General features: G+C 68.4%; 10 protein-coding genes. 3 read left to right on the top strand and 7 right to left on the bottom strand.

The annotated features are described in order from the left end of the window. Positions 1 to 5: 5 nt before the first annotated feature. The 4 genes from P7L68_RS14510 to P7L68_RS14495 form a co-directional block, all read right to left on the bottom strand. Complete coding sequence (locus P7L68_RS14510; protein WP_372006336.1) at positions 6 to 302, bottom strand: hypothetical protein; 297 nt, start codon at positions 300 to 302, stop codon at positions 6 to 8. A gap of 192 nt (positions 303 to 494) precedes the next feature. Next, entirely contained in the window at positions 495 to 2,834 is a 2,340-nt protein-coding gene (locus P7L68_RS14505; protein WP_372006335.1) for a TonB-dependent receptor domain-containing protein, read from the bottom strand. Positions 2,835 to 2,997: 163 nt separating this feature from the next. Continuing rightward, the gene (locus P7L68_RS14500) at positions 2,998 to 4,017 is read right to left on the bottom strand and encodes a FecR family protein (protein WP_372006334.1); all 1,020 of its coding nucleotides are present in this window, start codon (positions 4,015 to 4,017) and stop codon (positions 2,998 to 3,000) included. 1 nt (position 4,018) lies between these two features. Further along, on the bottom strand, positions 4,019 to 4,588 hold the full coding sequence (locus P7L68_RS14495) for an RNA polymerase sigma factor (protein WP_372006333.1): 570 nt from the start codon (positions 4,586 to 4,588) through the stop codon (positions 4,019 to 4,021). 181 nt (positions 4,589 to 4,769) lie between these two features. Here P7L68_RS14495 and P7L68_RS14490 point away from each other — a divergent pair, with 181 nt between their 5' ends. Further along, entirely contained in the window at positions 4,770 to 6,593 is a 1,824-nt protein-coding gene (locus P7L68_RS14490; RefSeq protein WP_372006332.1) for a hypothetical protein, read from the top strand. A gap of 11 nt (positions 6,594 to 6,604) precedes the next feature. On the opposite strand, the gene P7L68_RS14485 is transcribed toward P7L68_RS14490, so the two are convergent. Further along, positions 6,605 to 7,234: a TetR/AcrR family transcriptional regulator gene (locus tag P7L68_RS14485; protein ID WP_372006331.1), complete on the bottom strand. Its 630-nt coding sequence runs from the start codon at positions 7,232 to 7,234 to the stop codon at positions 6,605 to 6,607. Positions 7,235 to 7,300: 66 nt separating this feature from the next. Between P7L68_RS14485 and P7L68_RS14480 the strand changes: the two genes are divergently transcribed. Together P7L68_RS14480 and P7L68_RS14475 are read left to right on the top strand one after the other, a co-directional pair. After that, complete coding sequence (locus tag P7L68_RS14480) at positions 7,301 to 8,440, top strand: DUF2855 family protein (RefSeq protein WP_372006330.1); 1,140 nt, start codon at positions 7,301 to 7,303, stop codon at positions 8,438 to 8,440. Between the two features lie 55 nt (positions 8,441 to 8,495). After that, positions 8,496 to 9,290, top strand: coding sequence for an SDR family oxidoreductase (locus P7L68_RS14475; protein WP_372006329.1), 795 nt, complete (start codon positions 8,496 to 8,498; stop codon positions 9,288 to 9,290). Between the two features lie 4 nt (positions 9,291 to 9,294). Here the strand turns inward: P7L68_RS14475 and P7L68_RS14470 are convergent, their stop codons facing one another. Together P7L68_RS14470 and P7L68_RS14465 are read right to left on the bottom strand one after the other, a co-directional pair. Continuing rightward, a complete protein-coding gene (locus P7L68_RS14470; RefSeq protein WP_372006328.1) occupies positions 9,295 to 10,791 on the bottom strand; it encodes an FGGY-family carbohydrate kinase in 1,497 nt (498 codons plus the stop codon). A 64-nt stretch (positions 10,792 to 10,855) separates the two neighbouring features. Then, positions 10,856 to 11,698, bottom strand: a complete 843-nt coding sequence (locus tag P7L68_RS14465; RefSeq protein WP_296719522.1) for a class I fructose-bisphosphate aldolase — start codon at positions 11,696 to 11,698, stop codon at positions 10,856 to 10,858. Positions 11,699 to 11,706: the final 8 nt, after the last annotated feature.

Genomic DNA, 11,706 nt, shown 5'->3' with positions numbered 1-11,706 from the left:
GGCCCTCATGGCAGCCTCCAGGCCAGGATCAGCGCCACGGCAAACGGGCAGAGCCAGGCCCAGGCCCGGGCCGCACTCGCCGCCGCGAAGGCCCAGAGCACCACGCCGCCATGGACCAGAAAGCCCAGCATCATGCCCGCCTGGGCAGCGTCGCGTGCGGGAACCGGCAGATAGCGCGCCGCGACCAGCGCCGTCATCGCCCCCAGCGCATAGCCCGCCGGCACGGCAGCCAGCACCCGCAAAATCACCCCCAGTGCATGGGGCAGGCGTTCCCCTGCCCGTGCCTCGACCTGCGCCGTCACCAGATCACCTCCCCACCCCGGCGGCAGCCGCCCCGCCGCCCGTGCCGATCCGTCATGCCCCTCTCCATTCGTCTGTGTTTTGCCCCGCCGGCGACGGATGCCCATCCGCGATTGCGTCGCAGACGCAGAGCCGGCAGGGCTTGAACGCGGCGTGCCGGAAAACCCGACACCGGCGAGGGTATTTTTTCGGGCTCAGAAGCTTGCCCGCAGACCCAGCCAGAAGCGGCGGCCGTCCTCGACATACCAGTACTTGCCCTCCTCGGGCTCATGCACCTGGTCGGTGACGTTGTAGACCGCGGCGTTCATCGACAGATTGGGGTGGATCTTCCAGGTGCCCCCCAGATCGAAGGTGGTGGTCGATCCGAGGCCGTCGCTGGCGGTGTTGCCCTGGCCGAAAGCGATCCGGCTCTCGCGGCTGCGATAGGACCCGGTCACGAAGGTCGAAATGTCCTCGGTCACCAGCCAGTCGAGCGTCAGGCTGAGCGTGTGGTCGGGTACGCCGACCAGTTTTTCACCGTCCAGGCTTTCCAGGCTGTAGTTGTAAAAGGTGGCACCTTTGGTGTTCATCTCGGAATCGATGAAGGTGTAATTGCCGCGCAGGCCCAGCGCCTCGGTGATCTGCCAGCGGCCGGCCAGTTCCAGGCCGCGCATGGTTGCCTCGCCGATGTTGAAATAGCCGCTATAGGGCGTACCCGAGCCATCGGGGCTGTAGATGATGTCGCCATTCTCGTCGCGCAGAATGGCCGAGCCGGTATTGGCGATTTTATTCTTGTAGTCCGTGTTGAACAGCGTCGCATTGACAGAGAAGCCGGCCCCTTCGTAATAGACACCGATTTCGGTATTCACGCTCTCTTCGGGCTGAAGATCGGGATTGCCCCAGGTGACGGCACCGCCGCGCTGGGGGTTGCCGATATCCGGGTTGATCTGCACCAGGGCGGGCGACTTGAAGCCCTTGGCGATACCGCCCTTCAGCGTCCAGTCGGGCGCCATCCGCCACACCGCATAGGCCCGCGGCGTCCAGTGGTCGCCGAAATACTCGTTGTCGTCGACACGAAGGCCGCCGGTCAGGCTCAGGCTGTCGGTCACCCGCCACTCATTCTCGACGAAGGCCGAACGCTCCCAGACGGAGGTGGTGGTGCGGTCACCATCGGTGCGTCCGCGATAGCCGCCGGAGGAAAGTTCGGACTCCTTCCATTGCAGGCCGATGGTCGGCACATGGTCCTCGAATTCCGTCACCACCAGCTTCGCATCGGCCACGATGTTGGTGGCCTCGGGCTTCCAGGTCTCGGTCGGGCCGTCGCGGCGGGCGACCTCGCGGTAGATCGCCACATCGCTGCGGCCGATGGACCAGTTGCCGCCATGAGAAATCGACATGTGGTCGCGGGTGTATTCGGTCTCGCGATCCTGGCCGCTTTTGTCCAGGCGGTTGCGGAACTCCTGGATGGTGCGGCCGCCCTCCAGCTGGATTTCGTGCACCTCGTCGGGGGTCAGGGTCAGCCGGGCCGTGCCGTTGCGGCGCAGCGAACGGCCATGGCCGCTGGCGATATCGTCCTCGTCCCGCCGCTTCTCATACCCCCAGACCTGCAATCCCAGCCGGTCCTGAACCACCGGGCCCGCCAGATAGACATCGCCCTGCCATTCATCGCCATATCTGCCATGGCCCTGGGCGGTATAGTCGGCCCCCACCGCCCCCGACCAGTCGCGGCCGACCTTGCGGGTGATGACGTTGATCACGCCGCCCATCGCTTCCGAGCCGTAGAGCGTCGACATCGGCCCGCGCACCACCTCGATGCGCTCGATCGCTTCCAGCGGCGGAATCCAGTTCTGCGCCAGACCTTCGGCATTGGCGCCCTTGGGGTTGGCGGCGCTGGTCTCCTGGCGCTTGCCGTCGACCAGGATCAGCACATGCCCCGCCTCCATGCCGCGGATCGAGATCGAGCCCTTGTCGCCGCCCACGACATTCACGCCTTCGACATGGCGCACGGCATCGGCCAGAGAGCGGAACGGCTTCTTTTCCAGCTCCTCCCGCGGGATCACGGTAACGCTCGCCGGCGCATCGACCAGCTTCTGTTCATAGCCGGCTGCCGTTGTGGTCACCAGCATGTCGGGCAGCACGACGGACCCCGCCTGTGTGCGCACCGGATCGATGGTGACGGTGCGCCCGTCGACGAAACGATGGCCGTAGCCCGTGCCCGCCAGCAGCCGGCGCAGCGCCTCGTCCACCTGATGCGGCCCGCGAAGCCCGTCCGACGGAATGCTCGCCGCCTCGGGCGCCGAGAACAGCAGCACCAGCCCGGCCTGATCGGCGAGTGCGGTCAGCGCGCCATCCAGCATCTGCGGCGGAATGTCGAAGGTGACCAGCCCGGCCTCTGCGGTTGCCGCCGCCTGCGCCCTGGCCGGCATCACCAGCCCTGCCGGCGCCAGCGCGATCACCATCGCACCGGCCGCCGCCAGCCCGATCCCCGCCTTGCGCCCGCCGGGCCGGGCACCCTGCCCCGCCATACCCCGTTCGGCCACACCCCATTCCGTCATACCGATACTCCGTGCACATGCCGTCTTGTTGGCCGCTGCCGATCCATCAAGCGATTGCGGATCATTCGCAGCTTCATTGACCAGGACGACGGGACGGAGGAGAACCGACAGTGGGGACCGTCATTTTTTTCGGGGCGACATTTCCGGACGGGGCCGGCGCCGTTCAGGCGGTCGCCGTCACCACCGCCACACCCCCCAGCCGCCGCACGCGCACGGGCAGGACGGTTGCGATCGCCCGCAGCGTTCCTTCCGGATCGTCCAGGTCGAAGACGCCGGTGACGGGCAGGTTGCGGGCGGTGTCGCCCAGGACCAGCAGGCGCAGCGCGCAGTCGCGGTCCAGGCGGGCGGCGACGTCGGACAGGGGTTGACCGGTGACGATCAACCGGCCGCGGGCCCAGGCGGTGAGGCTTGCGGCATCGACCGGCTCTGCGGTCATGGCCGGGCCGGTGGTCGCGGCCTGGCCGGCGGTGAGAACGAGCGGTGCGGGGCCGCCGGCGGGGCCGGCCTCGACCCGGCCGTCGACCACCACCACCCGGGCCGCCTCGCCCGCGCGGGCAACCGAGAACAGCGTGGCCACGGCCTGTGCCCGGCCGGTGCCGGCGGTCACGATGAAGGGCCGGGTGGCCCCGGCGGCCACCTGGAACAGGGCCTCACCGGCCAGCAGCTCGACATGGCGCCCGACGGCGGAGACCTCGATCCGGATCGCCGAGCGGCCGGCGAGCGTCACGCGGCTGCCATCGGCAAGCGTGATCGCCCGCCGTTCTCCCCGCGACGTGGTCTCGCCACCGTCGAGCCCGGCGATCAGGCGTCCGCCGACGCCGGGTCCCGCCGCCACCAGGGTGCCCGCGCCGATCGCCGCCACCACGCCGGCCGCCGCGGCGCCGGTCAACAGCCGGCGCCGCGACACCGACCGGGGCGAGGCGCGCAGGGGCATAACCCGCTCCGCCCCGAAAGCCTGAGCGGTCGCGGTCCGGCCGATGTCGTCGAACAGGCTTTCGGCCTCTGCCGCCGCCGCCTCGTGCAGGGGCGCGGCGGCCCGCCAGCGGGCGAAATCGGCCGGGTCGGCCGCACCCAGGCGCACGCGGACCAGCCAGTCGATGGCGATGTCCGACAGGTCGCCCGTCTCGGCCGACGGTGATGAGGACGAGGGGGAAGACGAGGATGAAGCCGGGGGTGCGACCATCTCAGCCGCCGCCCTGCCGACCGCCGTCGATCAGCGGCACGGCGCCATCGTCGATCCGGCGCTGCCAGTCGCGGCAGTGTTTCAGGGCCTGGGCCACGTATTTGATCACCATGCTTTCCGACACCCCCAGCCGCCGCGCAATCTCGGCCTGGGTCAATCCGTCGACGCGATGCAGCAGCAGCGCCCGGCGCGGCTTATCAGGCAGCGCCTGAAGGGCTGCGTCAAGCACCCGCAGCCGTTCACGCGCGGCAACCGCACGGTCCGGCAGGGGCCGTTCGCAGGCGACCGCCATGCCCTCGATCTCGTCGCCCTGTTCGCGCCGCAGCCGCAGGTCGCGCCGCTGACCGTCGATCGCCAGGTTGATGGCGATCCGGCGCATCCAGGCCGGCGGATCTTCCACCACCCGGCCCTCGTCTTCAGCGGCGCGGACGCGGAAATACAGGTCCTGGATCAGATCGGCCGCACGTTCGGGGTCGCCGCAGCGCCTTTGCAGGAAGCGCAGCAGATCGGCGTAATGGATCTGGAAGCTTTCGACCAGCCCGGGCAGGTCTGCGGATTTCGTCGGGGCCATGGCCGGCAGCCATCTGCGGAAAAGCGAAAGGGAGGGCAGGCTAACGATTTTGCGATTAATTATCAATATCACTTAAGCCCTGAGCCGACAGACAGATCAGCTTGACCCGCAACCTTGTGGTTGCACACCATCACCCCTATCCTGCATACGCGACCGGCACCAGCAGAAGGACAACCGGTGGATGACCAAGCCCGATGCCCTGCCCGCCCATCCGGCCCGGCTGATCCACCCGCCGAAACCGCGCCTTGCCCTGTCCATCGGGATCACCGGCCACAGGCTGAACCGGCTGCCTGCATCCGCCATCCCCCGGATCGCCGCCGAGGTCGCAGATGTGCTCCGCCAGATACAGGCGACGATCACCCGTATGCATGCACGGGATGGCGGCGTCTGGAGCGCGGATGCGCCGCGGCTGTCGGTCGTCTCCAGTCTGGCTGAAGGTGCCGATCGCATCGTGGCCGAGGCCGGGCTGGCGGCCGGTTTCGAGCTGGAGGCCCCCCTGCCCTTCCCGAAAGAGATCTACGAGGAGGATTTCGCCGACGCGGCTTCGCGCGAGGAATTCGGGTCCCTGCTCGCCCGTGCCGCCCGTGTCGTGGAACTGCCCGGGCAGCGGACCGCGGCAGAACAGGCCTATGAACGGGCCGGGCTGGTCATGCTGGACCATGTGGCCCTGCTGATCGCCGTTTGGGATGGCGGCCCCGCCGCCGGTCGCGGCGGCACCCCCGACATGCTGGAAGCCGCCGCCCGTCGCGGCATACCGGTGGTGGTGATTTCCGCCGCCGACGCAGCCGCCCCGCCGACGATCCGCTGGCGCGACATGGATCAGCATCCGCGCCCGGATCTGTCGTTCTACGATCTGCCGGCGCAGCCGGCCCAGCGGCTGGACGAGATGGTCGGACGGCTGATCGCTCCCCCCGTGAACGGTGACGAGGCCGCCCATCTGGCGGCCTATCTGAGGGAGCGCCGGCGGCGTGTCCAGTTTCGCCAGGCCTGGCTGTGGCTCCAGGCCGTGGCCTTCATACGCCGGCCGCGATGGCGGGATTTCCGCGCCACCAGCCCCGAAGCGGCAGCGGAGGACGAAGCGGCGGCCCATGCCGGCGCGCCGCCCGAACTGACCGCTGCCTATGGCTGGGCCGATGCGCTCGCCAATTATTACGCCCAGGTTTTCCGCAGCGCCTTCGTGGTGAACTTCCTCTGCGCCGCCCTGGCGGTGTTCGCCGTCGCCCTGTCGATCCTGGTGTCCAAGAGCTTCGGGATCAAGGCGATCGGCAAGCCGGTCTTCGTCGGCGCCGAAATCCTGCTGCTGCTCTGGGTGATGTTGAACACCATCCAGGGCCGACGCCGGGCCTGGCATCGCCGCTGGCTTGAAGCCCGCGAGGTCGCGGAGCGGCTGCGGGTGGCGCTGCCGATGCATGGTCTGGCAGCCCGTCCCGTCATCCAGCAGGGCCCGATCGGAATCTGGACCGCCTGGTATGAACGCGCCCTGTTGCGGGCTGCCGGCCTGACGGCGCTGCGGGGCACCGATGATCGCGGCATCACGGCAAGAACCGCCCTGCTCCGGATGCTCGACGGCCAGCGCAGCTATCACAACTCCACGCATGCACGCCTGCACAAGCTGGAGCATCGCCTTGAGGCCTTCGGCGAAATGCTGTTCGTTCTGACGCTGATCGCGGCGGTGATCTATATGGCGGTCGAACTGTCCTGCGGGCCGATCCGCGAGTCTTGGCAATTCCTGGTCACTGCACTGACTGCCGGCCTGCCGGTGCTCGCCACGGCGGCCTATGGCATCCGGGTCATCGGTGATTTCGAAGGCAGCGCCCGCCGCTCGAAGCGCATGGCCGCCGAAATCACCGCCCTGATCGCTGCCATGGAGGCCGACGATGCGGCCAGTGCCGGCGACCTAGCCGCCGCACAGGAACGGGCGCGGCGGGCTGCGGACATCATGCTGGGCGATGTGGCAAGCTGGCGAATCGCGGCGGAAGGGCGGACGCTCGCCATCCCGGGATGACGATGCCCGGGTCAGCCATGCACCAGCGCCCCCAGGCACATCCTCTCCAGCCGCCCCGCCCAGTCGCCCACCTCGGCCGCCGTCGGCTCCACCAGCAGCACATAGCGGCGGGTGCCGAGCACGATGAGGAAGGCGGCGCGGATTGCCGCGGCATCAATGCCGGCCGGCCGGCCGGGCGTCGCCTCCAGGATCCGCACCCAGGCGGCGGACAGTTCCTCATAGGCGCGGCGGTGGTGTTTCTCTTCGGCGATCGCATGTTCGACCATCAGCATGTCGTGGTCGAAACAGGGGGCAGCGCCGTCCAGGCCGCAGGTCATCCGCACCAGGCGCGCAATCCGCAGATCCCAGGGAAGATCGGGTTCCGCCGCGGCATCGGCCTCCAGCCGCCGGATCAGATCGTCGATGCAGTGGCGGACATAGCCTGAAAGCAGCGCCGCCCGATTGGGGAAATAGTCGTAAAGCGTGCCGACCGCAAAACCGGTTTCGGCCGCCACCGCCTTCATGGTCACCGCACCCGGCCCGTCGCGCAGCCAGATCCGAACCAGGCCGTCATAGATCGCCTGAACGGTGAAGCGCGCGCGGGCCTGAACCGGCCGTTTCAGCGGCCTTGCGACCGGTGGTGTCAGCGGCGTGGCAGGCATGGCAAATCCGAACCCCCAAAGCCCGGCGAAGGGCTAGGCTGATGGCAGATACGGAAGGATACACCGATGACCGATACCCCTGCCATCACCCGCCTGCTGACACCGAAGGCCGATCTCGGTGCGGCCCTGATCGAGACCATACCCGCCCCGGCCGCCGCGCCGGGCAGCATCCGGCTCCGGCTCGACCGCTTCGCGCTGACCACCAACAACATCACCTATGCCGCCTTCGGCGAGGCGATGCGCTATTGGGATTTCTTCCCGACCGGCCGACCCGACCACGGCCATATGCCCGTCTGGGGCTTTGCCGAGGTCGAGGCGTCGGAGGTCGACGGCATCGCGCCCGGCGAGCGCTTCTACGGCTATTTCCCGATCGCGACCCGCATCACCATGCAGCCCGGCCGGGTGACGGAGCGCGGCTTCTATGATCAGGCGGAGCATCGCCTGCCCCTGGTCTCTGCCTACAACCAGTACACCCGCTGCACGGCCGATCCGGTCTGGTCGCCGGCAATGGAAAACGCCCAGATGCTGATCCGGCCGCTGTTCATCACCTCGTTCGTGCTGGCCGATTATCTGGCCGACAATGGCTGGTTCGGCGCGGCGCGGCTGGTGATCTCGTCTGCCTCGGCCAAGACCGCCTATGGCGCGGCCTTCTGCCTGGCGGGCCTGGCCGATCGCCCCGAGCTGATCGGCCTGACCAGCCGGGCCAATCGCGGTTTCACCGAAGCGCTCGGCCTCTACGACCGGGTGGTGACCTATGACGAGCTGGATGGCATCGCCGCCGACCGCCCGACCACCTATGTCGATTTCTCAGGCGAGGACGGGCTACGTGCGCGCATCCATGGCCATTTCGGCCCGGGCCTGATCCATGACTGTCTGGTCGGCTCGGCCGCCAACACCGCACCTCTGGACCGGACGCTCGCAGCCGCGGCCGCCCTCCCCGGGCCGGCGCCGGTGATGTTCTTCGCGCCGGTGCAGATCCGCAAACGCAATGCCGACTGGGGCGGGGCCGAATTCACCCGCCGCTTCAACCTGGATCAGACCCGGTTCATGACCGCCGCCACCACCGGCACCGATCCCTGGATCCGGATCGAGGAAGGCCGCGTGCTGGATGCGGCGGCATCGATCATCCGCGCGCTCCATGCCGGCACCGCGGATCCCCGGGCGGGCTATGTGGTGCTTCCAGCGGCCGGGCCGGAAACCGTATAGTCGTCCCGCAACGTCTCACGAACCAAGAACCAGAAAAGCCGGAGGAACTCCCCCCATGCAGCTGAAGGACAAGGTCGTCGTCGTCACCGGTGGCGGCGCGGGCATCGGCCGCGCGCTTTGCCGCCGCTTCACCGACGAGGGCGCCAAGGCGGTGATCGCCGTCGACCTGAACGAGGCCGGCGCGGACGAGACCGTCGCTCAGGGCGCCGCCACTGCGTCTTACAGGGCCGATGTCTCGAAATTCGACGACATCCTGGCGGTGGTCGACGATGTCGAAGCGAAATTCGGCCCGATCGACCTCTTCTGCTCCAATGCCGGCATCGCGATCGGCGATCCGGATTTCGACGACGTCGCCTCCGCCACCGAAGCCGACTGGCAGCGCAGCTGGGGCGTGAACGTCATGGCCCATATTCATGCGGCCAAGGCGCTGCTGCCGCGGATGAAGGCGCGCGGCGCCGGCTATTTCCTGAACACCGTCTCGGCCGCCGGGCTGTTGTCGCAGATCGGCAGCACCACCTATTCCACCACCAAACATGCCGCAATCGGCTTCGCCGAATCCCTCGCCATCGCCCACAAGGATGACGGCATCAGGGTGTCGGTGCTCTGCCCGCAGGGCGTGGATACCGCCATGCTGCGCTCCATGGACGGCAACCCCGCCTCGCTCGACGGGGTGCTGACGCCGGAAGACGTGGCCGGCATCGTGGTCAAGGCGCTCGACGACGAGCGCTTCCTGATCCTGCCGCACGAGGTGGTGCTCACCTACATGCGCAACAAAACCAACGACTACGACCGCTGGATCGGCGGCATGGTCAAGCTGCGCCGCCGGATCAAGGACGCGCGCCCGGCGTAAGCCGTCAGCTCCCCCACCGCTTCCAGTGGGGGCGCAGCGCCTCGACCAGGGTGGTATAGACGCCATAGCGGCGGTCGTGGATCTCTGCGGCCGCCGCATCCGGTTCATGGGCGCGGTCCACCACCACCATGCGTGCCGCTGCGGCGGCAAAATCCGGGAAGATGCCGGCACCGACACCGGCCACCATGGCCGCGCCCAGCGCGCCGGTTTCCTGGCAACGGGTGACGGTGACCGGCAGGTTCAGCACATCGGCGAAGATCTGCGACCACACCCGGCTGCGCGCGCCGCCGCCCGAGAGCACGGCATCCGCAACCGTGATGCCGCGATGGCGCAGATTGTCGACATGGGCGCGATGACCGAAGGCGACACCTTCGAACAGGGCGAACATCAGATGCGCGCGCTGGTGCCAGCCGGCCAGACCGAAGAATCCCGCCCGCGCCGCGGCATCGTCGCCGGCACCGAACAGGAAGGGGTGGAAGATCGGCAGATCGGCCGAGGGCCTGACCGTGCCGGCCAGACGGTTGACCATGTCATAGGGCCGCTCCGCCGCATCGGCCTCGGGCGCCACCCATTCGCGCATGAACCATTCCAGATTGGCGGCAGAGGTCGCCGAGGCCTCGACCTCCATGAAGCGGGTGCCTTCATAGACCGAGGTGATGAAGGGCGGGTTGTCGCGGATCGGTTCGTCCACGATCACCTGATTGATGCTCCAGGTGCCGGCGACCAGAGAGGCCGCACCGGTGCGGACGACGCCTGAGCCCAGCGCGCTTGCGATCACGTCGAACAGCCCGCCGACCACGGGCGTGCCGGCGGCAAGCCCGGCATCGGCCGCCGCCCGCGCCGTCACCCGGCCGGTCACCGCGCTCGACCGGTGCACCGGCGGCAGGATGCCGCCGCAGCCCTCCAGCCCATAGGCGGCCAGCAGCTCGTCGTCATAGCGGCCTTCGGGCAGTTTCAGGCAGGCGGCGCCGCTCATATCGGTCTCGTCGCTCGCAACCTCGCCCGTCAGCCGGAAGGCGATGTAATCCTTGCAGGTGAAGGCCGTGCCGATGCGGGCGAAGGTTTCGGGGTCGGTTTCGCGGATATGCGACAGCAGGGTCGGCAGCTGCGCGGCCCAGGGCCGTTGCAGGGCCAGGCGGCAGATCCGGTCGGTGGTGCCGTCGCGGTTCCAGCGCTCCACCAGCCCGCCCGCGCGGACATCGATCGACTGGATACCCATCAGCGGCTGCCGGTCGTGGTCCAGCGCATAGAGCCCGTTGCCATGACCGGCGCAGCCGATCGCCGCAATCTCGGCCGGGTCGATGCCGGCCCGGGCGATGCAGCCGCGGATCGCCGCGGCTGCACAGGCCCAGAGTTCGTCCAGGTCGCGTTCGACATGGCCCGGCCGCGGATGACGGGTCGACCCGCCCTTCTCGGCGACGGCAAGCTCGACGCCGTCGATCGAGAACAGCACCGCCTTCACCATGGTGTTTCCGGCATCGAGGCCCAGAAGATAGGCCATGTCTTTTCCTCCCTGACGTCTTCTTGCGGGTCGCGCCGCCCTCGGGCGGCGGTCACCCCTGCCTTCAGGCGGCAACGGCCTTATACGCCGCGAAGGCCTCTTCCGCGGTGGCGTCATCATGGATCAGCGTCATCAGCGCCCGGGTCACGCCCGTCGGGTTGTCGTGCTGATAGACGTTGCGGCCATAAACCAGCCCCTTCGCCCCCTGCTTCAGCAGCGCTTCCGACTTCTTCAGCACCGTCAGCAGATCCTCCTTGCCGCCGCCGCGGACCAGCACCGGGCACCGGGCGGTTTCGACCACGCGATGGAAGTCTTCGGGATTGGTGGTCGGGTCGGCCTTGATCACATCGGCGCCCAGCTCTCGGGCGAAGCGGACCAGGGCGACGATCTTTTCGGCATCGCCGTCCACCATATAGCCGCCGGCCTCGGAATGGGGCGCCATCACCAGCGGCTCGATCATCAGCGGCATGCGATAGCGATCGCAGGCGGCACGGACCTTCGCGATGTTCTCCACGCACTGGCGGAACAGGTCGTGTTCGCCCGGCAGCATCAGCAGGTTGATCACCACGCAGGCCGCATCCAGCTGCACCGCCGGCAGCACCGGATCATCGGCCTGCTGCAGGGTCGACCACATATGAGTGTGCTTGTGGCGGTTGTAGACATTCGCCGCATCGACCCGCATCACCAGGGCCGGCTTCACCGGGGTCGGCACCGATTGCAGCAGGTCGGCCTGGCCGAAATTGGTCTGGATCGCATCGGGTGCGGCCGCGATCAGCTTATCGAACACGGCCTTCGCATCCTCCAGCCCCGACAGCATGGTCGGCTCGTTGAAGATGCCGTGGTCGATCGCGACGTCGAGGCAGCGGCCATTGCGGAACAGGCGGTTGAGGCGGAATTTGTCGGACATCGACGATG

It is taken from the genome of Tistrella mobilis (assembly GCF_041468085.1).
Taxonomy (GTDB): domain Bacteria; phylum Pseudomonadota; class Alphaproteobacteria; order Tistrellales; family Tistrellaceae; genus Tistrella; species Tistrella mobilis_A.
The sequence above is the reverse complement of the archived record's forward strand: the minus strand, read 5'-3'. Positions and strand labels throughout refer to the sequence as shown.

What these genes read in the sequence shown, in the direction of transcription:
- P7L68_RS14500 (WP_372006334.1), bottom strand. Translation starts at nt 4,017, where the DNA reads ATGGTCGCACCCCCGGCTTCATCCTCGTCTTCCCCCTCGTCCTCATCA.
- P7L68_RS14505 (WP_372006335.1), bottom strand. Translation starts at nt 2,834, where the DNA reads ATGACGGAATGGGGTGTGGCCGAACGGGGTATGGCGGGGCAGGGTGCC.
- P7L68_RS14470 (WP_372006328.1), bottom strand. Translation starts at nt 10,791, where the DNA reads ATGGCCTATCTTCTGGGCCTCGATGCCGGAAACACCATGGTGAAGGCG.
- P7L68_RS14475 (WP_372006329.1), top strand. Translation starts at nt 8,496, where the DNA reads ATGCAGCTGAAGGACAAGGTCGTCGTCGTCACCGGTGGCGGCGCGGGC.
- P7L68_RS14465 (WP_296719522.1), bottom strand. Translation starts at nt 11,698, where the DNA reads ATGTCCGACAAATTCCGCCTCAACCGCCTGTTCCGCAATGGCCGCTGC.
- P7L68_RS14480 (WP_372006330.1), top strand. Translation starts at nt 7,301, where the DNA reads ATGACCGATACCCCTGCCATCACCCGCCTGCTGACACCGAAGGCCGAT.
- P7L68_RS14495 (WP_372006333.1), bottom strand. Translation starts at nt 4,588, where the DNA reads ATGGCCCCGACGAAATCCGCAGACCTGCCCGGGCTGGTCGAAAGCTTC.
- P7L68_RS14485 (WP_372006331.1), bottom strand. Translation starts at nt 7,234, where the DNA reads ATGCCTGCCACGCCGCTGACACCACCGGTCGCAAGGCCGCTGAAACGG.
- P7L68_RS14490 (WP_372006332.1), top strand. Translation starts at nt 4,770, where the DNA reads ATGACCAAGCCCGATGCCCTGCCCGCCCATCCGGCCCGGCTGATCCAC.